The following is an 18311-nucleotide window of genomic DNA, read 5'->3' as shown; positions in this document are numbered from 1 at the left end:
CGCGCCCGCCGCGCCGATCCACCCTGCGGCCTCTGGACGCATTGTGGCCCCGGAGCTTCGACCTCACCCCTGATTTGGCCGAGCCTGTGCCGACTATGCTCGGCACATGCCTCTCAAGCTCACTGTCGTCGGACTCGGCTACCTCGGCGCCACCCATGCCGCCGCCATGGCCGAGCTCGGGTTCGAGGTGCTCGGTCTCGACATCGACCCCGCGAAGACCGATCTGCTCGCCACCGGCCGGACCCCCATGTTCGAGCCGGGCCTGGAGGAACTGCTCTCCCGGCACGTCGCCGGGCTGGAGGGCTCCAGCGGGCGGCTGCGCTTCACGCACTCCTGGGAGGAGCTGGCCGACTTCGGCGACGTGCACTTCGTCTGCGTCAACACCCCGCAGAAGCACGGCGAGTACGCGTGCGACATGAGTTACGTGGACAGCGCCTTCGCGATGCTGGCGCCGCACCTGCGGCGGCCCGCCCTGGTGGTCGGCAAGTCCACCGTGCCGGTGGGCAGCGCCGAGCGCCTCGCGCAGACCCTGCGGGAGCTGGCGCCGGCCGGCGAGGACGCGCAGCTCGCGTGGAACCCGGAGTTCCTGCGCGAGGGCTTCGCGGTGCAGGACACCCTGCACCCCGACCGGGTCGTGGTCGGGGTCGCGAGCGAGCACGCGGAGGCGCTGCTGCGCGAGGTGTACGCCGGGCCGATCGCGGAGGGCACGCCGTTCGTGGTCGCGGACTACCCGACCGCCGAGCTGGTGAAGACCGCCGCGAACGCGTTCCTCGCCACGAAGATCTCCTTCATCAACGCGATGGCCGAGGTGTGCGAGGCGGCGGGCGGCGACGTCGCCAAGCTGGCCGAGGCGATCGGCTACGACGAGCGCATCGGCAGCAAGTTCCTGCGGGCCGGCATCGGCTTCGGCGGCGGCTGCCTGCCCAAGGACATCCGGGCGTTCATGGCCCGGGCCGGCGAGCTGGGCGCCGACCAGGCGCTGACGTTCCTGCGCGAGGTCGACTCCGTCAACATGCGCCGCCGCACGCACATGGTGGAGCTGGCACGCGAGGCGGTCGGCGGCGGTTTCCTCGGGCGCCGCATCGCGGTCCTCGGCGCGGCCTTCAAGCCGGACTCCGACGACGTGCGGGACTCCCCCGCGCTGAACGTCGCCGGGCAGATCCAGCTGCAGGGCGGCCAGGTCACCGTCTACGACCCCAAGGGCATGGAGAACGCCAAGCGGCTGTTCCCCACCCTGGGCTACGCGCCGACCGCGCTGGACGCGGTGCGCGGCGCCGACGCCGTGCTGCACCTCACCGAGTGGCGGGAGTTCCGCGAGCTGGACCCCGCCGCGCTCGCCGAGGTCGCCGGGCAGCGGCTGATCCTGGACGGCCGCAACGCCCTCGACCCCGAGCTGTGGCGCAAGGCCGGATGGACCTTCCGCGCGATGGGCCGCCCCCAGGCCTGACGGCAGGCACGGAGCAGGTGCCGGCGGCAGGTGCCGGCACGTTCAGGGCAGGTCAACGCCCAGGCATAGAGCGGGTAAAGCCGTGGGAGCCGCGTTCGTGGCGCCGCCGCCGTTCGTCTACAGTCCTGTAGACGAACGGCGGCGGCGCATCCTGCGCCGGAGAGGCGGCAGGTGCCCCATGGAACAGTCCGGACACGGCAACACGGTCGCGGCAGGCCCGGTACGACACCGGCGCGGTGCCGCGGTGGCGCGGGCCGGGGTCAAGGTGCCGGTGCAGATCACCGCCTGGTTCTGGCTGACCAAGGTGCTCACCACCGGCATGGGCGAGACCACCTCGGACTTCCTCGGCCGCGCGCTGAACCCGGTGGTGGCCGGCGCCATCGGCCTGCTCGGCCTGGTCGGCGCGCTCGCCCTCCAACTGCGCGCGACGCGCTACTCCCCGTGGACCTACTGGTTCGCGGTCGTCATGGTGAGCGTCTTCGGGACGATGGCCGCGGACGTCGTCCACGTCATCGCGGGGGTGCCCTACGCGGTCTCCACCGCGGCCTTCTCGGTGCTGCTGGTCGTGGTGCTGGTGGCCTGGTACCGCAGCGAGGGCACGCTGTCGATCCACAGCATCGGCACGCCCCGCCGGGAGCGGTTCTACTGGGCGACGGTCCTGACCACCTTCGCACTCGGCACGGCCTGCGGGGACCTCACCGCGGGCACCCTGCGCCTGGGCTACTTCTCCTCCGGCGTGCTGTTCGCCGTGGCGATCGCGGTGCCCGCGCTCGCCCGGCTGATGGGCCTGAACGCGGTCGCCGCGTTCTGGTGGGCGTACGTGCTGACCCGGCCGCTGGGCGCGTCCTTCGCCGACTGGATGGGCGTGCCCGTCCACCGCGGCGGCCTGGGATGGGGCACCGGCCCGGTCAGCCTCGCGCTGGCCGCCCTGATCGTGATAGCGGTGGGCTACCTGGCGGTCGAGCACCGCAGGACCGCGCCCGCCGCCTGACACCCTTCGCCGGCGCCGTTCAGATCCCAGCCGTCAGGCGGTGGACCGGCGCCGGCGATACGTCCGCATCTTCGCCCGGCTCCCGCAGATCGCCATCGTGCACCAGCGACTGCGGCCCGCCGGGCTGCGGTCGTAGTAGACCCAGCGGCAGGTGTCGGCGGCGCACGCCTTGAGGCGCTGCCAGGTGCCCTCGGCGACGGCCGCCGACACCGCCGCGGCCACCTCCGCGGTGAGGGCCGGCAGGCCGGTGAGCCCCGCCGCCGGCCGCACCCGCGCGCCGCCCTCCGCGTCGGCCACCAGTCGCAGCGGGGCCGCCGCCAGCAGGGCGTTCAGGTCCCGCAGCGCGTCGGCCGGCACGTCCACCCCGGTGTGCGCCGAGCACACGTCCCGCAGCGCCTCCCGCAGCACCACGGCCGCGGCCAGCGTGCCGGCGTCCGGTTCACCGGGGACGATCCCGCGCGCCCGGAGCCAGGCCGCCAGGTCGGCGGGCGTCCGCCACCCCTCGTCCCCGCCCTCCAGGTCGACCGTGTTGACGAGGTCCTGCACCACATCGAGGGGGGCCGGCGCGGGATCGCGGACTCCAGGCTGCTCCATCCTTGTCACGTTACCGCTGTACCGCCATCATGGAGTAACGGTTACCGGCTGGTGGCCCTGCACTGGTAACGGGGTGACGGGGGCAACGGGCGCTGGTGCCACGCACCGGCACCCTCGTTCCGGTGCGCGGGGACACCCGGCCGACGGCACCCCGTCGGCGGCGACCGGCCGGCGACACCTTCAGCGAGAGGAGTGCACCGTGATCGGCACACTGGGCTCGGTCGTCCTGGACTGCCACAACCCGACGGCACTGGCCGCCTTCTACGCCGAGCTGGTGGGCGGGACCATCTCGGTCGAGGAGGACGGCAGTTGGGTGGACCTGGAGCGCGAGGGAGGACAGCGTCTCTCCTTCCAGCTCGCCCCCGGCCTGAAGCCGCCGGCCTGGCCGGACCCCGAACGCCCGCAGCAGTTCCACCTGGACATCGGCGTGGAGCGCGCCCAGCTCGAAGCGGCGGAGAAGCGCGTCCTCGACCTCGGGGCGACGCTGCTGGAAGGAGACGACGACGGCTCCCGCAACTGGCGCGTGTACGCGGACCCGGAGGGCCACCCCTTCTGTCTCTGCGCCCACTGAGCCCGTCCCGCGTCGGCTCGGTCCGCCGACCGGGCGGGGTCCGTCCCCGCCCGGTCACCGCCCCCTCCACCGCCCGTCGGTCACCGGACGCCGTACCGTAGCCCGGCGGAGGGAAGCTGCTGCTGCCTCCAGAGCAGCCGATGAGGGGACCTCCGACAGCGGTGGCCGTACTGACAACCCCGCCCGCGCGGCGGACGCGACGCCGGGTGCCGTGGCGGGCCCTGGCCGGGCTGGTGCCGGCCCTGCTGGTCGGCGCCTGGACGGCCGGGCACTGGGCGGTGGTGGCCGACGGCGGCCGCGACCTGCTCGGCGCGCACCCCGGCTGGCTGCTCGCCGCGCTGGCCGCCACCGGGCTGGGCTGGGTCGCCAACGCCTGCGCCCGGCAGGGCACCGTGCTCGAACCGCTGCCGCCGGCACGCCTGGTGGCGACCCAGTTCGCGGCCACGGCGGCGGGCCAGCTCGCCCCGGCCGGGATCGGCGCCAGCGCGGTCAACCTGCGGTTCCTGCGGGCGCACGGCGTGCCGCTGATCCGGGCTTCGGCGGCGCTCGCGCTGTACTCGCTCGCGGAGTCGGCGAGCCGGGTCGGCCTGCTGCTGGTGCTGCTGGCCGCGTTCCCGCACGCGCTGCACACTCCCGGTGTGCTGCCCGCCCGTTCGGGCCTGGTGCTGCTCGCCGCGATCGCGGTGGCCGGGCTGACGGCCGCGGTGGTGGTGCTCGCGGCGATGGAGCGGGTACGGCGGGCGGTGCGCGGCTTCCTGACCGCCGCGCTGGCCGACCTGCGCTCGCTGCACACGCGCCCCTCGCGGGTGCTGGCGTTGTGGGGCGGGTCACTGGCCTTCCCCGTGCTGCAGGCGGCGTCGATGGCGGCGGTGGCGCTGGCCCTGGACATGCCGGTGCCGGCCGTGCACGTGGCGATCGCCTACCTGGCCGCGACCTGCGTGGCCGCCGCGGTGCCCAGCCCCGGCGGCATCGGGTCCGTGGACGCCGCCCTGGGCCTGGCCCTGGTCGCCGCCGGTTCGCCGACCGCGACCGCGGCCTCCGCGGTCCTCGGCTTCCGCATCGTGACCGTGTGGCTGCCGCTGGTCCCGGCCGTGGTCGCGCTGTCCGCGCTGATCCGGCGCAAGGTGCTCTGACGGCGGCCGCCCGGCCCGGGCGGCCCGGGGTGGGGGGTCTCCGTGGAGCCGGCCGGACCACGCTTCCGCGACCGCCGTGGTGCGCGCCGCGGTTACGCGCCGGTGCCGTCCAGCGCCGCGATCGTCGCCACCGACGGGCCGCGCTTGGCGCGCAGCCCGGCCGCGGCGGTCTCGGCGTCCCGCAGCACGCGCACGGCGTTCCGCCAGGTGAGCCGGGCGATGTCGTCGTCGGACCAGCCGCGGCGCAGGAGTTCGGCGATCAGGTGCGGATAGGAGGCGACGTCCGGCAGGTCGGCGGGGGTGAGGGTGGTGCCGTCGTAGTCGCCGCCGAGGCCGATGTGGTCGACGCCCGCGACCTCGCGCATGTGGTCCAGGTGGTCGGCGACCGTCTCGGCGGTCGCCTTCGGGCGCGGGTGGGCCTCCTCGTACGCGCCGAACACCGCCATGCCCTCGGGGGACATGTCCAGCGGGTGCAGGCCGTTGGCCCGCATGTGGGCGTCGGCGCCCTCCGACCACTCGACCGCCGCGGGCAGCACGAACTTCGAGACGAACGTGGCCATCGCGACGCCGCCGTTGGCGGGCAGCGCGGCCAGCACGTCGTCGGGGATGTTGCGGACGTGGTCGCAGACCGCGCGGGACGAGGAGTGCGAGAAGAGCACCGGCGCCTCGGCCACCCGCAGCGCCGCCCGCATCGTGTCGGGCGAGACGTGGGAGAGGTCGACCAGCATGCCCAGGCGGTTCATCTCCCGCACGACCTCCTCGCCGAACGCGGTGAGGCCGCCGGGCACCGGCTCGTCCGTGGCGGAACCGGCCCAGGCGGTGTTGTCGTTGTGGGTGAGCGTCATGTAGCGCACGCCCAGGTCGTACAGACTCCGCAGCACGCCCAGCGAGTTGTCGATGCTGTGGCCGCCCTCGGCGCCCATCAGCGAGGCGATCCGGCCGGCGGCGCGAGCCGCCTCCATGTCGTCGGCGGTGAGGGCGAGCCGCAGGTCCCCGTCGTGGCGTGCGGTCATCCGGCGGACCACGTCGATCTGTTCGAGGGTCGCGGTGACCGCGTCGGCCCCGGTCAGCTCGGTGCTGACGTACACCGACCAGAACTGCGCGCCCACCCCGCCGGCCCGCAGCCGCGGGATGTCGGTGTGGGTGCGCGCGCTCTGGTCGGCGGCGATGTCCAGCCGGTCGAGGTCGTACCCGACCTGGACGCGCAGGGCCCAGGGCAGGTCGTTGTGCCCGTCCACGACGGGGTGGGCGGCGAGCAGGTCACGGGCACGGGCGTGAAGGTCCATGCCCGAGAGCCTATTGGGCGAAGCCGAACCCGGCGGCGCCCGACACCTTCGCCCGCAGCCGCCGGCCCTTCTCGGTGGCCTGCTCGGTCAGCGACGCCTGGAACTCCTTCATGCGGGCGAGCAGTTCGGGGTCGTGGGCGGCGACGATGCGCACCGCGAGCAGCCCGGCGTTGCGGGCGCCGCCGATGGAGACGGTGGCCACGGGCACGCCGGCCGGCATCTGCACGATGGACAGCAGCGAGTCCATGCCGTCGAGGTACTTCAGCGGCACCGGGACGCCGATGACCGGCAGCGGCGTCACCGAGGCGAGCATGCCCGGCAGGTGCGCGGCACCGCCGGCGCCCGCGATGACGGCCTTCAGCCCGCGGTCGGCGGCCTGCTCGCCGTACTCGACCATCGCGTGCACCATGCGGTGCGCGGACAGGACGTTGACCTCGTAGGCGACGCCGAACTCGTCGAGTGCCTGCGCCGCGGCCTCCATCACCGGCCAGTCGGAGTCGGAGCCCATCGCGATGCCGACCAGCGGCCGGCCCGCAGGAGACGCCTGGGACGCTTCACTCATCGATCGTTCCTCGCAGGTATCCGGCCGCGTGGGCGGCGCGCTCGCGCACGTCCGCCAGGTCGTCGCCGTAGGTGTTGACGTGGCCGACCTTGCGGCCGGGCTTCACGTCCTTGCCGTACATGTGGATCTTCAGCCCCGGGTCGCGGGCCATGCAGTGCAGGTAGGCCGGGTACATGTCGGGGAAGTCGCCGCCGAGCACGTTGGCCATCACGGTCCAGCGGGCCCGCGGGCGCGGGTCGCCGAGCGGCAGGTCGAGCACCGCCCGCAGGTGGTTGGCGAACTGCGAGGTGACGGCGCCGTCCATCGACCAGTGGCCGCTGTTGTGCGGGCGCATCGCCAGTTCGTTGACCAGCACCGCGGTGGTGCCGTCCGGCCGCCGCACCTCGAACAGCTCGACGGCCAGGTGCCCGACGACGCCGAGCTCGCGGGCGACGGTCAGGGCGATGTGCTGGGCGTGCGCGGACACGTCGTCGGGCAGTCCGGGCGCCGGGGCGATCACGGTGTCGCAGACGCCGTCGACCTGGATGGACTCCACGACCGGGTAGGCCACGGCCTGGCCGTGCGGCGAGCGGACGACGTTGGCGGCCAGTTCCCGGACGAAGTCGACCTTCTCCTCGGCGAGCACCGGCACGCCGGCCCGGAAGGGCTCGGCCGCGTCGGCCTCGGAGCGGGCGATCCACACGCCCTTGCCGTCGTAGCCGCCGCGCACGGTCTTCAGCACGACCGGGTAGCCGGCGCCCTCGGCGGCGAACCGGGAGACGTCCGCCGGGTCGGCGACGAGCCGGTGCCGCGGGCAGGGGATGCCGAGCGCGTCGAGCCGGGCCCGCATGACGCCCTTGTCCTGGGCGTGCACCAGGGCGTCGGGACCGGGCCGGACCACGATGCCGTCGGCCTCCAGGGCGCGCAGGTGCTCGGTGGGCACGTGCTCGTGGTCGAAGGTGAGGACGTCGCAGCCGGCGGCGAACGCCCGCAGGGTCTCCAGGTCACGGTAGTCACCGACGGTGACGTCGGAGACGACCTGCGCCGCCGAGTCCTGGGGGGTGTCGCTGAGGATGCGGAAGCGGATGCCGAGGGGGATGCCCGCCTCGTGGGTCATGCGGGCCAGCTGGCCGCCGCCGACCATGCCGACTACGGGGAATGTCACGGTTCTTCCTGCCAAGGTACGCGGGTGGCACGAGGGGACCAGTGCGTGCCCCGGCCCCGCCGGATGGCTTTTACCAGGGTATCTGCCGTACGACCCGACGAACAACGAGTCGCGATCGCCGTACGATCGCACGAGACGGTTAGCATGTGGGGGCTGCACTCTTCCGCGCACCCGGGCCGGGCCCGGCGCGCGACCGCCGACGGACCCCGCCAGACGGACGACAGACGCACGGCAGACCCCGGCAGAACCCGCCAGATCCCCAACAGACAGGGCCGAACGATCACCATGAGCGGACCGCTTACGCTGCGTTCGAGGGTGATGCTGATCCGCCGGGAGATCGCCAAGTTCGGCGCGGTCGGCGGCGCCGGGGTGCTGGTCAACATCGGTGTCTTCAACCTGATCCGGAACAACACCGGCCTGCAGACCGTCCGGGCGTCCATCATCGCCACGGTCGTGTCCATCGTCTTCAACTATGTGGGTTTCCGGTACTTCACCTACCGTGACCGCGACAAGGCCGGACGCACCCGTGAGATGGGGCTGTTCCTGCTGTTCAGCGCGATCGGCCTGGTGATCGAGAACGGCATCCTGTACCTGACGACCTACGGCTTCGGCTGGGACAGCGGGCTGCAGAGCAACATCTTCAAGTTCGTCGGCATCGGGGTCGCGACCCTCTTCCGCTTCTGGTCGTACCGCTCCTGGGTGTTCCGCGCGCTGCCCGGCGCGGGGGCGGTGGGGCAGGCCGAGGCGATACTGGCCGAGGCCCTGCCGCAGGACCGGCCCGACCCGAGCGCGCCGACGAAGAAGCACCTCTGACCTCTGGGCCGCTGGGCCGCTGGGGGTCTTCGAGCCGCTGAGCCTCTGGGCCGCTGGGCCGCTGGGCTCAGCCGATGAGGTCGTCCCCCCGCGGATGCGGGGTGATCTCCTGCGCCAGGAAGAGCGCGAAGACCGGCGGCCGGTGCTGGAGCAGTTCCAGCCGCCCGCCGTCCGCCTCGGCGAGGTCGCGGGCGACCGCCAGGCCGAGCCCGGTGGAGTTGCGGCCGCTGACCGAGCGCTCGAAGACCCGGGTGCCCAGGTCCAGCGGCACGCCGGGGCCGTCGTCGCTGACCTCCACCACGGCCTGGGTGCCGGTCACGCGGGTGTGCAGGGTGACGGTGCCCGAGCCGTGCATCAGCGAGTTCTCGATCAGGGTGGCCAGCACCTGGGCGACCGCGCCCGGTGTGCCGACCGCCCGCAGCCGGCGGGCTCCGGTGAGCACCATGGAGCGGCCCTCGCCCTGGTAGGCCGGCCGCCACTCCTCGACCTGCTGCCGGATCACCTCGTCCAGGTCGAAGTCGACGGCGGAGCCGCTGCGCGGGTCGCGGGAGTTGGTGAGCAGCCGCTGGACGACGTCGGTGAGCCGCTCGACCTGGCCGAGGGCGATCGTCGCCTCCTCCTTGACCGTCTCCTGGTCGTTGGCGGTGGCGACGATCTCCTCCAGCCGCATCGACAGCGCGGTCAGCGGGGTGCGGAGCTGATGCGAGGCGTCGGCGGCGAGCCGGCGCTCGGCGGTGAGCATGCGGCCGATGCGCTCGGCGCTGGCGTCGAGCACGTCGGCGATCCGGTCGAGTTCCGGTACGCCGTAGCGGCGGTGCCGCGGCCGCGGGTCGCCGGAGCCGAGGCGCTCGGCGGTCTCGGCGAGGTCGGTGAGCGGGCTGGTCAGCCGCCGGGCCTGGAGCACGGCCAGGGCGATGGCGGCCAGGACCGCCAGCAGCGCCACGGCCAGGATCACCAGCAGGGTGCGCCCGACCTCCTGGCTGACCGTGGAGCGGGACTCCTCGACGGTGACCGACTCACCGTGGTCGCCCTTCTCGGTGGAGGACAGCACGGCCCCCTTGGGCCGCTCCCCCAGCCGTACCTCGGGGTGGCCGGGGACGCGCACGATGGCGTACCGGTTGTCGGCGATCTGCCGGTCGAGGCCCTGGGCGTTGACGGACTCGCCGGCCGCGATGCGGTTCTCCACCACCCCGGTCAGCCGGACCGCCTCGGACTCCACACCGTCCTTGGCGCTGCTCTGGATCGTCCGGCTCTCCACCAGGACGAGGGACAGGCCGAAGACGCCGATGACGACGAGCACCACGGCCAGCGTGGAGGCGATCAGTCGGCGTCTCATGGAGGAGCGGGCTCAGTTCTTCTCGAAGCGGAAGCCCACACCGCGGACGGTGGAGATGAAACGCGGGTTGCCCGCGTCGTCACCGAGCTTCTTGCGCAGCCAGGAGATGTGCATGTCGAGGGTCTTGGTGGACGACCACCAGGTGGTGTCCCAGACCTCGCGCATGAGCTGTTCGCGGGTGACGACCCGGCCGGCGTCCCGGACCAGGACCCGCAGGAGGTCGAACTCCTTGGCGGTGAGCTGCAGTTCGTCGTCCCCCATCCAGGCGCGGTGGGACTCGACGTCGATGCGGACGCCGTGGGTGGAGGGCTGGGCCGGCTCGGTGGTGCCGCGGCGCAGCAGCGCCCGGACCCGCGCGAGGAGTTCGGCCAGGCGGAACGGCTTGGTGACGTAGTCGTCGGCGCCGGCGTCCAGGCCGACGACCGTGTCGACCTCGTCGGCGCGGGCGGTGAGCACCAGGACCGGGAAGGAGTGGCCCTCGGTGCGGATGCGCCGGCAGACGTCGAGACCGTCCATGCCGGGCAGGCCCAGATCGAGCACCACCAGGTCGACGGCGCCCAGCAGCGCCGTCTCGAGAGCGGTGGGTCCGTCCTCGCGCACCTCGACCTCGTAGCCCTCACGGCGCAGTGCGCGTGCGAGTGGTTCCGAGATGGATGCGTCGTCCTCGGCCAGAAGTACGCGGGTCATGGGCTTGATGGTAGTCCGCACGGAGCAGCCGCGACCCGGAGGTCGCGACAGCGGACGGGCGGGGACGGACGGCGGCCGCGCGGGTCGCCGGACCCTGACGGAATTGCCCGCCGGGGGGTTCCCCGATCATGACGCGATCTCGGACGACGTTCCGGGAACTTCCCCTATCAAAGCTGATGACCGTGACTTTCCGCGTACTTTGGGACGCATGCCGCGCACTGTGATGCAGATCGCATAGGCGCTCATACCACATGTATGGATGCCATACAGTATTTAAACGCCCGTCTCCGGATAGTCATGCACTGGACCGGATGCGGCGCAGTCCTGCCGCGGAGCCGGGCCTGGCGATGATGCCGTGCCGTCCGGCGCCGGGGCTTCCCGGCCTCCCGGCCCACGGGACCTTCCCCACGAGGACTCACCATATGGCGACCAGCCTGACGAAGGACGCCCCCGAGCGCGCAACCGGCGCTCCGTCCGGCGCCACCTTCTTCGGCCACCCCCGCGGACTGGCCACCCTCTTCATGACCGAGATGTGGGAGCGTTTCAGCTTCTACGGCATGCGCGCGCTGCTCCCGCTCTACCTGATCGCCGGCGGACCGGCGGCCGACAAGGGTTCGCAGGCCGGCGGCCTGGCGATGAACGCCGCGACCGCCACCGCGATCTACTCCATCTACATGGCGATGGTCTACCTGCTCGCCATGCCCGGCGGCTGGTTCGGCGACCGCGTGTGGGGGCCGCGCAAGACCGTCACCGTCTCGGCCGCGGTCATCATGGCCGGCCACCTCACCCTGGCGCTGCCCGGTGAGGGCCCCTTCTTCGCCGGTCTGGCGCTGGTCGCGCTCGGCTCCGGCCTGCTGAAGGCCAACATCTCGACGATGGTGGGCCACCTCTACGACGGGCCGGACGACCCGCGCAGGGACGGCGGCTTCACCGTCTTCTACATGGGCATCAACATCGGCGCCTTCGCCGCGCCGCTGGTCATCGGCACGGTCGGCCAGAACTACAGCTGGCACCTCGGCTTCGCGCTGGCCGCGGTCGGCATGGGCCTGGGCCTGCTGCAGTTCCTGATCGGCACGCGGCACCTGAACCCGCGCAGCAGCGTGGTGCCCAAGCCGCTGACCGCCGAGGAGCGCCGCACCACGCTGCGCAAGGGCCTGGCCTGGCTGGTCGCCGCGGTCGCGTTCTACTCGGTCGTGGTGCTCAGCGGCAGCTACACCCTGAACTGGGCGCTGGTGCCGATCACGGTCATCGGTCTGCTCATCCCGGTCGCCGTCCTGGTGCGGATCAAGCGCGACCGCGACCTGTCGGCCGGCGACCAGTCGAAGATGAGCGGCTACATCTGGTTCTTCGTCGCCGCCGCCGTGTTCTGGATGATCTACGACCAGGGCGGATCGACGATGTCGATCTTCGGCGACACCAAGGCCTCCGGCGAGCTGTTCGGCTTCGGCTTCCCGTCGTCCTGGTACCAGTCGGTGAACCCGCTGTGGATCATGGCGCTGGCCCCGGTCATGGCGTGGGGCTGGACCTGGCTGGCCCGGCGCAACCAGGAGCCGAGCACCACCGTGAAGTTCGCGATGGGCCTGATCCTGATCGGCGCCTCGTTCTTCGTCTTCGTCATCCCGATGGCACTCGCCTCGGGCGGCACCAAGGTCACGCCGCTGTGGCTGGTGTCGATCTACCTGATCCAGACCGTCGGCGAGCTCTGCCTGTCGCCGGTGGGCCTGTCGGTGACGACGAAGATGGCGCCGGCGAAGTACGGCAGCCAGATGATGGGCGTGTGGTTCCTCGCGGTCACCGCGGGCGACTGCACCACCAGCCTGCTGTCCCTGGCCGGTGTGGACCTCAACGGCAGCGGCATCGTGGCGATGGAGGCGGCGCTGGCCTGCGTCGCGGGCTTCGCGGTGTGGATGTACCGCAAGCGCGTCACCGCCCTGATGGGCAACGTGCGCTGACCCCGGCGCGCGCGACGGACGGGCGGGCACCGGTCACCGGTGCCCGCCCGTCGTGCGCCGTCCGCCGCGGCCGCGCGCGGCGGGGCTCAGCCCGGCCGCGCGCGGCGGGGCTCAGCCCAGCGGCCAGGGCCGCGCGGTGGCGCCGAGCCGGTTCCAGGCGTTGATCACCGTGATCGTCCAGATCAGCTCGGCCAGCTCGGTCTCGCCGAACCGCGCGGCGGCGCGGGCGAACACCTCGTCGCTCACCGGCCCCTCGGACAGCCGGGTGGCCGCCTCGGTCAGTTCCAGGGCGGCCCGTTCCCGCGCGGTGAAGAAGGGCGTCTCCCGCCACACCGCCAGCGCGTACAGCCGCCGCTCGCTCTCCCCCGCCTCCCGCGCGTCCCGGGAGTGCATGTCGACGCAGTAGGCGCAGCCGTTGAGCTGCGAGGCCCGGGCGCGGACCAGTTCCAGCAGGGACGCCTCCAGACCGACCTCGCGGGAGGCGGCGTCCAGCGCGTTCATGGCCCGGTTGATGTGCGGGGCGAGGGAGTCGACGGCGAGGCGGACGGGCGGGACGACGGCCGCCGCAGCCGTACCCATGGTGGTGGTGGCCGCGGCGTCCGCGGGCGGGTTCTCGATGCTCTGTGTGCTCATGGCCTCGACGCTACGGGCCGGGTGGACCGCCGATAAGATCCAGTTCCATGGCTGATTCCTGGCCCACTTCGCCCGGGGTGGACCTTCATCTGGACGTCTCCGCCCCGCCCGGCACCGGGGGGCGCCGGGCCGCGCTGGAGCGGGCGCTGCGCGACGCGGTGCGCACCGGGCGCCTGGCCCCGGCCGCCCGCCTGCCCTCCACGCGGCGGCTCGCCGAGCAGCTCGGCCTGTCCCGCGGCACGGTCAAGGCCGCCTACGACCAGCTGATCGCCGAGGGCTATCTCACCGCGCGCCAGGGGTCCGGCACGGTCGTCGCCGAGCGCCCCGGCGCCTCCTCGCCCGCGCCCCCGCCGTCCTCGACGGCCGCCGAGGCCCCTCGGCACGATCTGCGGCCGGGCAGCCCGGACGTCACCTCGTTCCCGGCCTCGGCGTGGCTGCGCGCCACCCGGCGCGCCCTGGCCGCGGCGCCCTCCGCCGCGTTCGACTACGGCGACCCGCGCGGCAGCGTCCGGCTGCGCACCGCGCTCGCGGAGTACCTCGGCCGGGCCCGCGGGGTGGTCGCCGAGCCCGGGCGGATCGTCGTGACCTCCGGGTACGTGCAGGGTCTCGCGCTGCTGGTCGCCGTCGCCGGACCGGTGGTGGCGATGGAGGACCCGGGGCTGCCCTTCCACCGGGAGGTGGTACGCAGGAACGGCGGGCGCGTGGTGGCGCTGCCCACCGACGGGCTGGGCGCCCGCACCGACCTGCTGGGCACGCAGGTGACCGCCGACGCGGTCGTGGTCACCCCCGCCCACCAGTACCCGACGGGCGTCACCCTGCATCCGGCGCGGCGGCACGCCCTGGCCGCCTGGGCCCGCGGCGGGGGCGGCCTGGTGATCGAGGACGACTACGACGGGGAGTTCCGCTACGACCGGCAGCCGGTGGGCGCGCTGCAGGGCATGGCCCCCGACCACGTCGTCTACCTGGGCACCGCTTCCAAGACCCTGGGGCCCGCGCTGCGGCTGGGCTGGATGGTGCTGCCGCCCCGGCTGGTGGGACCGGTCACGGAGGCGAAGCTCTACAGCGACATCCACACCGGCGCGATCGGGCAGCTCGCCCTGGCGGAGCTGATCCGCGACCACGGCTACGACCGGCATGTGCGGGCGGGGCGGCTGCGCTATCGCCGCCGGCGCGACCTGCTGGCGTCCCGCCTGGCCGGCCGGTACGCGCCGAGCGGCATCGCGGCGGGCCTGCAGGCGCTGGTGCGGCTGGGCCCGGGCGGCCCGGACGAGGCGGAGGTGCGGGCCCGGGCGGCACGGGCGGGCCTGGCCGTCGGCACCCTCGGCGACCACTGGCACGAACCCGGGCCCGGCCGCCCGCAGGGCCTGATCGTCGGCTACGGCACCCCGGGCGAGGGCGGTTATCCCGCGGCCGTGAACGCGCTGGTGGGGGTGCTGGGGCCGTAGCGGGGGTTCCGGGGCATCCCCGGGGCCGCAGCGGGGTCCCGGGCCGCTGTGCGGGTCCCAGGGGGTCCCAGGGGGTCCCAGGGGGTCCCAGAGGCCGCACGAGCCCGGTCAGGCCGGCGCGGCACATTTAAGGGGTTCGGCGACTCTGGAGGGCCCGGCGGGCCTCGGAACAGCGCTGAGGCCCGCGGGGCGTCCCACGGGCCCCCGGGCTCCGCGCGGGCCGTCAGGGACCCGCGCGCCTGCGTTCGGTGAAGAACCGGTCTAGGCGGGCGCGGCCAGTTCGGCCCACACGGTCTTGCCCGGTCCCTCGGCGTTGCGCACCACACCCCAGTCGAGGCACAGGCGCTGCACGATGAACATGCCGTGACCGCCGGGGCGGCCCGAGCGGTGCGGGGTGCGCGGGGCCGGATCGCCGCTGCCGCCGTCCACGACCTCGAGGCGCAGCGCCTTCGGGTGGCGCCAGAGTCTCAGTTCCTCCGGGCCGCCGGCGTGCAGGCACGCATTGGTGACCAGTTCGGAGACGACCAGCAGCACGTCCTCGGCGGCGGCCCGGCGGTCGGCCGTGGAGGCCGGCAGCCAGCCCCATTCCTGGAGCGCCTGGCGCGTGAAGTCCCGGGCTCGCGGGACGATGCCGCTCTCACCCGAGAGCGCCAGTCGCAGCATCTGACGCTGTGCGGATGATCCTGGTCCGTCCATACCGGGTCCCTCACCGGAGTCGCCCGTGTCCGGACCGCGGTCGTCCGCGGCGTAGGGCCGGGTGGTGCTCATCTCAGCCTCACCTCACGGATGTCCGGTGTGGGTCCGTCTGTCTCCTGCCCGGTCGATCTCCGGGAACACGTCCGCGTCGGCAGAAAAGCCCGTACCGCGCGGATCACCTCAAGCCTGCGCAACGCCCCCACCCCCGTATGGCGGCCTATTCCTGAAGTGCCTGGTCAAGCGTGTCGTGCACGGTGAAGACGGCGTCCGCGCCGGTGATCTCGAACACTCGGGCGACCGTCGGCTGCATTCCGGCGAGGTGGACCCCGCCGTCCATCTGCTCGGCGCGCAGGCGCGCGGCGAGCAGCACGTTGAGCCCGGTGGAGTCGCAGAACACGAGGTTGCTGCAGTCGACCACCAGCCGGGAGGTGCCGGCGTCCAGGGCAGCGGTCAGCGGCCCGGAGAGCAGTTCTGCGGTGTGGTGGTCCAGCTCGCCCGACGGCGTGAAGACCGCCGACCGGCCGTGCTGCCCCACTTCGACATGCAGCCTGCCGAGATCGGCCGTGCCAACGGCCTCGCGGTCCATGTTGCGCTCCTTCGTGATCCCGGTGAAGCGCTTTGACCATACGCGTTTACCGCACCGGACGGTAGTCGGCACCTTGTCTCCGCCGAACTTGCACTGTCTCTCCCCGGATCTCCCTGGAACTTGCGCCACGCGGAGGAAACGGGGTAGGGGTTGAGTACGGCTTACGGAGGCCGAAAGCCACGGCACAGCCATCCGCCCGCGGCAAGAGAGGGATGAGCACATGACACCCCGGCTCGGCCTGGATCACGAGCAGGAACAGCAAGGGGACGCGGCCGTCCGCAGCGACGTCGCGACGACGACGGTGACGCCCACGGGTCTGCCCGCGGGTCTGGAGGACCTGCCGGAGATCCCGCCGTACGAGGAGATCGGGCCGGTCGACGCCCGTGCTCTGTCCAAGACGCTCTTCGCCCGTCTCCAGTCCCTCGAAGAGGGCACGCACGAGTACTCCTACGTCCGCAACACGCTGGTCGAACTGAACCTCGCGCTGGTGAAGTTCGCCGCGTCCCGGTTCCGCACCCGCAGCGAGCCGATGGAGGACATCATCCAGGTCGGCACGATCGGGCTGATCAAGGCGATCGACCGGTTCGAGCTGAGCCGCGAGGTGGAGTTCCCCACCTTCGCGATGCCGACGATCGTCGGTGAGATCAAGCGCTTCTTCCGCGACACCAGCTGGTCGGTCCGCGTTCCGCGGCGGCTGCAGGAGCTGCGGCTGGACCTGGCGAAGGCCGGGGACGAACTGGCCCAGCAGCTCGACCGCACCCCGACCGTGCAGGAGCTGGCCGAGCGCCTCGGCCTGCCGGAGCACGAGATCATCGAGGGCATGTCCGCGAGCAACGCCTACACGGCGAGCTCGCTGGACGCCCAGCCCACCGAGGACGACCCCGAGGGGGCGCTCGCCGACCGGATCGGCTATGTGGACCACGACCTGGAGGGCGTCGAGTACGTCGAGTCCCTCCGGCCGCTGATCGCGCAGCTTCCCCAGCGCGACCGGACGATCCTCAGCCTGCGGTTCGTGGGCAATCTCACCCAGTCCGAGATCGGCGAGGAGCTCGGCATCTCGCAGATGCACGTCTCGCGCCTGCTGAGCCGCACGCTGCTGCGGCTGCGGCGCGGCCTGATGGTCGAGGAGTAGAGCGCGCCACCAGCACGTCACCAGCCGCGTGGGCCGGCCCTTCGGGGTCCGGCCCACGCGGCGTCCGCGGGGCCGCTCAGGCGCGGTGGGCGAGTTGCCCGGCCCGCCACACGGCGCTCGTGAGGGGCACCCCCGGGCGATAGGCGAGGTGGACGTGGCTGGGCGCGTCGAGCAGCAGCAGGTCGGCCCGGGCGCCGGGACTCACCACGCCGACGTCGGTGCGCCGCAGCGCCCGCGCGCCGCCGTACGTGGCGGCGTGCACCGCCTCGTCCGGAGTCATGCCCATGTCGCGGACGGCGACGGCCACGCAGAACGGCATCGAGCTGGTGAAGGACGAGCCGGGGTTGCAGTCGGTGGACAGCGCGACCGTCACGCCGGCGTCGAGCAGCCGGCGGGCGTCGGGGTAGACGGCGCGGGTGGAGAACTCCGCGCCGGGCAGCAGCGTCGCCACCGTGGCGCCGTCGCTGCCGGCGAGCGCGTCGACGTCCTGGCCGGTCAGGTGCGTGCAGTGGTCGGCGGACGCGGCGCCGAGCTCCACCGCGAGCTGGACGCCGGGGCCGTGGGTGAGCTGGTTGGCATGCACCCGGGGGGTCAGCCCGCGGGCCTGGCCGGCCGTGAGGATCGCCCGGGCCTGGTCGCCGTCGAAGGCCCCCCGCTCGCAGAAGACGTCGACCCAGCGGGCGTGCGGGGCGCAGGCGTCCAGCATCTCGCCGGTGACCAGGGCCACGTAGCCCGCCGGGTCGTCGGCGAACTCCGGGGCGACGATGTGCGCGCCCAGGTACGTCGTCTCGTCGGTGTGCTCGCGGGCGACGCGCAGGGCGCGGGCCTCGTCGTGGGTGGTGAGGCCGTAGCCGGACTTGGTCTCCACGGTGGTGGTGCCCTGCCGCAGCGCCTCGGCCAGGAACCGGCCGACGGTGGCGGAGAGTTCGGCGTCCGAGGCGGCGCGGGTCGCGGCGACCGTGGTGCGGATGCCGCCCGCGGTGTAGGGGCGGCCGGACATCCGCGCGGCGAACTCCGCGGTGCGGTCGCCCGCGAAGACCAGATGGGAGTGGGAGTCGACGAAGCCCGGGAGCATCGCCCGGCCCTCCGCGTCGAAGACGTCGTCGACGCCGTCGGCCGCGGGCGCGCCGGCGGCCGGCCCGACCCAGGCGACGCGGTCGCCGTCGACGACGACCGCGGCGTCCCGCAGCAGTCCGAGCGGACCGGAGGCGGGATCGGCGCCGGGCAGGTTCGGGTCGTTGGTGACCAGGCTGCCGATGTGGGTGATGAGCGTGCTGGCCGTCATGGCCGTCGTTCTCCGTTT

18 protein-coding genes are annotated in these 18311 nt (G+C 73.3%); 8 read left to right on the top strand and 10 right to left on the bottom strand.

Annotated features, from left to right (window positions below):
- Nucleotides 1-106: 106 nt before the first annotated feature.
- Nucleotides 107-1447 carry a UDP-glucose dehydrogenase family protein gene (locus K7862_RS04540; RefSeq protein WP_222960804.1) on the top strand — a complete coding sequence of 447 codons (1341 nt, stop codon included), beginning with the start codon at nt 107-109 and terminating at the stop codon, nt 1445-1447.
- Between the two features lie 178 nt (nt 1448-1625).
- Complete coding sequence (locus K7862_RS04535; protein WP_222960798.1) at nt 1626-2438, top strand: COG4705 family protein; 813 nt, start codon at nt 1626-1628, stop codon at nt 2436-2438.
- Nucleotides 2439-2471: 33 nt separating this feature from the next.
- On the opposite strand, the gene K7862_RS04530 is transcribed toward K7862_RS04535, so the two are convergent.
- Complete coding sequence (locus K7862_RS04530) at nt 2472-3032, bottom strand: CGNR zinc finger domain-containing protein (RefSeq protein WP_222960797.1); 561 nt, start codon at nt 3030-3032, stop codon at nt 2472-2474.
- Nucleotides 3033-3231: 199 nt separating this feature from the next.
- On the opposite strand from K7862_RS04530, the gene K7862_RS04525 reads away from it, so the two are divergent.
- Together K7862_RS04525 and K7862_RS04520 are read left to right on the top strand one after the other, a co-directional pair.
- Complete coding sequence (locus tag K7862_RS04525; RefSeq protein ID WP_222960796.1) at nt 3232-3603, top strand: VOC family protein; 372 nt, start codon at nt 3232-3234, stop codon at nt 3601-3603.
- Nucleotides 3604-3764: 161 nt separating this feature from the next.
- Nucleotides 3765-4736, top strand: coding sequence for a lysylphosphatidylglycerol synthase transmembrane domain-containing protein (locus K7862_RS04520; protein WP_308011836.1), 972 nt, complete (start codon nt 3765-3767; stop codon nt 4734-4736).
- Nucleotides 4737-4828: 92 nt separating this feature from the next.
- On the opposite strand, the gene K7862_RS04515 is transcribed toward K7862_RS04520, so the two are convergent.
- From K7862_RS04515 to K7862_RS04505, 3 genes are read right to left on the bottom strand one after another with little or no spacing between them, the layout of a single operon-like run.
- Nucleotides 4829-6022 (bottom strand): dipeptidase, encoded by a 1194-nt coding sequence (locus tag K7862_RS04515; RefSeq protein ID WP_222960793.1) that lies wholly within the window; start codon nt 6020-6022, stop codon nt 4829-4831.
- A 10-nt stretch (nt 6023-6032) separates the two neighbouring features.
- Nucleotides 6033-6584 (bottom strand): 5-(carboxyamino)imidazole ribonucleotide mutase, encoded by a 552-nt coding sequence (purE, locus tag K7862_RS04510; protein WP_222960783.1) that lies wholly within the window; start codon nt 6582-6584, stop codon nt 6033-6035.
- Nucleotides 6577-7728, bottom strand: coding sequence for a 5-(carboxyamino)imidazole ribonucleotide synthase (locus K7862_RS04505; RefSeq protein WP_222960780.1), 1152 nt, complete (start codon nt 7726-7728; stop codon nt 6577-6579). The genes purE and K7862_RS04505 overlap by 8 nt, the downstream gene beginning before the upstream one ends.
- Before the next feature lie 285 nt (nt 7729-8013).
- On the opposite strand from K7862_RS04505, the gene K7862_RS04500 reads away from it, so the two are divergent.
- Nucleotides 8014-8541 (top strand): GtrA family protein, encoded by a 528-nt coding sequence (locus K7862_RS04500; RefSeq protein WP_222960778.1) that lies wholly within the window; start codon nt 8014-8016, stop codon nt 8539-8541.
- A gap of 67 nt (nt 8542-8608) precedes the next feature.
- On the opposite strand, the gene K7862_RS04495 is transcribed toward K7862_RS04500, so the two are convergent.
- Together K7862_RS04495 and K7862_RS04490 are read right to left on the bottom strand one after the other, a co-directional pair.
- Nucleotides 8609-9877 (bottom strand): sensor histidine kinase, encoded by a 1269-nt coding sequence (locus tag K7862_RS04495; RefSeq protein ID WP_222960776.1) that lies wholly within the window; start codon nt 9875-9877, stop codon nt 8609-8611.
- Nucleotides 9878-9889: 12 nt separating this feature from the next.
- Nucleotides 9890-10564, bottom strand: a complete 675-nt coding sequence (locus K7862_RS04490; RefSeq protein WP_222960775.1) for a response regulator transcription factor — start codon at nt 10562-10564, stop codon at nt 9890-9892.
- Nucleotides 10565-10986: 422 nt separating this feature from the next.
- Here K7862_RS04490 and K7862_RS04485 point away from each other — a divergent pair, with 422 nt between their 5' ends.
- Entirely contained in the window at nt 10987-12516 is a 1530-nt protein-coding gene (locus tag K7862_RS04485) for a peptide MFS transporter (protein ID WP_222960774.1), read from the top strand.
- 111 nt (nt 12517-12627) lie between these two features.
- Here K7862_RS04485 and K7862_RS04480 read toward each other — a convergent pair whose 3' ends face one another.
- On the bottom strand, nt 12628-13149 hold the full coding sequence (locus K7862_RS04480; RefSeq protein ID WP_222960773.1) for a carboxymuconolactone decarboxylase family protein: 522 nt from the start codon (nt 13147-13149) through the stop codon (nt 12628-12630).
- A gap of 47 nt (nt 13150-13196) precedes the next feature.
- On the opposite strand from K7862_RS04480, the gene pdxR reads away from it, so the two are divergent.
- A complete protein-coding gene (pdxR, locus tag K7862_RS04475; protein WP_222960772.1) occupies nt 13197-14594 on the top strand; it encodes a MocR-like pyridoxine biosynthesis transcription factor PdxR in 1398 nt (465 codons plus the stop codon).
- 261 nt (nt 14595-14855) lie between these two features.
- Here pdxR and K7862_RS04470 read toward each other — a convergent pair whose 3' ends face one another.
- Both K7862_RS04470 and K7862_RS04465 read right to left on the bottom strand, forming a co-directional pair.
- Nucleotides 14856-15362 (bottom strand): ATP-binding protein, encoded by a 507-nt coding sequence (locus K7862_RS04470; protein WP_222960771.1) that lies wholly within the window; start codon nt 15360-15362, stop codon nt 14856-14858.
- A gap of 145 nt (nt 15363-15507) precedes the next feature.
- Nucleotides 15508-15876, bottom strand: coding sequence for an STAS domain-containing protein (locus K7862_RS04465; RefSeq protein ID WP_222960770.1), 369 nt, complete (start codon nt 15874-15876; stop codon nt 15508-15510).
- Nucleotides 15877-16096: 220 nt separating this feature from the next.
- On the opposite strand from K7862_RS04465, the gene K7862_RS04460 reads away from it, so the two are divergent.
- Complete coding sequence (locus K7862_RS04460) at nt 16097-17008, top strand: RNA polymerase sigma factor SigF (protein ID WP_222960769.1); 912 nt, start codon at nt 16097-16099, stop codon at nt 17006-17008.
- Nucleotides 17009-17084: 76 nt separating this feature from the next.
- Here K7862_RS04460 and hutI read toward each other — a convergent pair whose 3' ends face one another.
- Nucleotides 17085-18293, bottom strand: coding sequence for an imidazolonepropionase (gene hutI, locus K7862_RS04455; protein ID WP_222960768.1), 1209 nt, complete (start codon nt 18291-18293; stop codon nt 17085-17087).
- Nucleotides 18294-18311 lie beyond the last annotated feature (18 nt).

Origin of the sequence: Actinacidiphila acidipaludis (assembly GCF_019890725.1) — a bacterium.
GTDB classification, from domain to species: Bacteria; Actinomycetota; Actinomycetes; order Streptomycetales; family Streptomycetaceae; genus Actinacidiphila; species Actinacidiphila acidipaludis.
The sequence above is the reverse complement of the archived record's forward strand: the minus strand, read 5'-3'. Positions and strand labels throughout refer to the sequence as shown.

Excerpts from the sequence above, each read along its gene's own strand:
- K7862_RS04460 (WP_222960769.1), top strand. The coding sequence starts at position 16,097 with ATGACACCCCGGCTCGGCCTGGATCACGAGCAGGAACAGCAAGGGGAC.
- K7862_RS04515 (WP_222960793.1), bottom strand. The coding sequence starts at position 6,022 with ATGGACCTTCACGCCCGTGCCCGTGACCTGCTCGCCGCCCACCCCGTC.
- K7862_RS04540 (WP_222960804.1), top strand. The coding sequence starts at position 107 with ATGCCTCTCAAGCTCACTGTCGTCGGACTCGGCTACCTCGGCGCCACC.
- hutI (WP_222960768.1), bottom strand. The coding sequence starts at position 18,293 with ATGACGGCCAGCACGCTCATCACCCACATCGGCAGCCTGGTCACCAAC.
- purE (WP_222960783.1), bottom strand. The coding sequence starts at position 6,584 with ATGAGTGAAGCGTCCCAGGCGTCTCCTGCGGGCCGGCCGCTGGTCGGC.
- K7862_RS04530 (WP_222960797.1), bottom strand. The coding sequence starts at position 3,032 with ATGGAGCAGCCTGGAGTCCGCGATCCCGCGCCGGCCCCCCTCGATGTG.
- K7862_RS04535 (WP_222960798.1), top strand. The coding sequence starts at position 1,626 with ATGGAACAGTCCGGACACGGCAACACGGTCGCGGCAGGCCCGGTACGA.
- pdxR (WP_222960772.1), top strand. The coding sequence starts at position 13,197 with ATGGCTGATTCCTGGCCCACTTCGCCCGGGGTGGACCTTCATCTGGAC.
- K7862_RS04465 (WP_222960770.1), bottom strand. The coding sequence starts at position 15,876 with ATGGACCGCGAGGCCGTTGGCACGGCCGATCTCGGCAGGCTGCATGTC.
- K7862_RS04470 (WP_222960771.1), bottom strand. The coding sequence starts at position 15,362 with ATGAGCACCACCCGGCCCTACGCCGCGGACGACCGCGGTCCGGACACG.
- K7862_RS04480 (WP_222960773.1), bottom strand. The coding sequence starts at position 13,149 with ATGAGCACACAGAGCATCGAGAACCCGCCCGCGGACGCCGCGGCCACC.
- K7862_RS04495 (WP_222960776.1), bottom strand. The coding sequence starts at position 9,877 with ATGAGACGCCGACTGATCGCCTCCACGCTGGCCGTGGTGCTCGTCGTC.
- K7862_RS04485 (WP_222960774.1), top strand. The coding sequence starts at position 10,987 with ATGGCGACCAGCCTGACGAAGGACGCCCCCGAGCGCGCAACCGGCGCT.
- K7862_RS04500 (WP_222960778.1), top strand. The coding sequence starts at position 8,014 with ATGAGCGGACCGCTTACGCTGCGTTCGAGGGTGATGCTGATCCGCCGG.
- K7862_RS04490 (WP_222960775.1), bottom strand. The coding sequence starts at position 10,564 with ATGACCCGCGTACTTCTGGCCGAGGACGACGCATCCATCTCGGAACCA.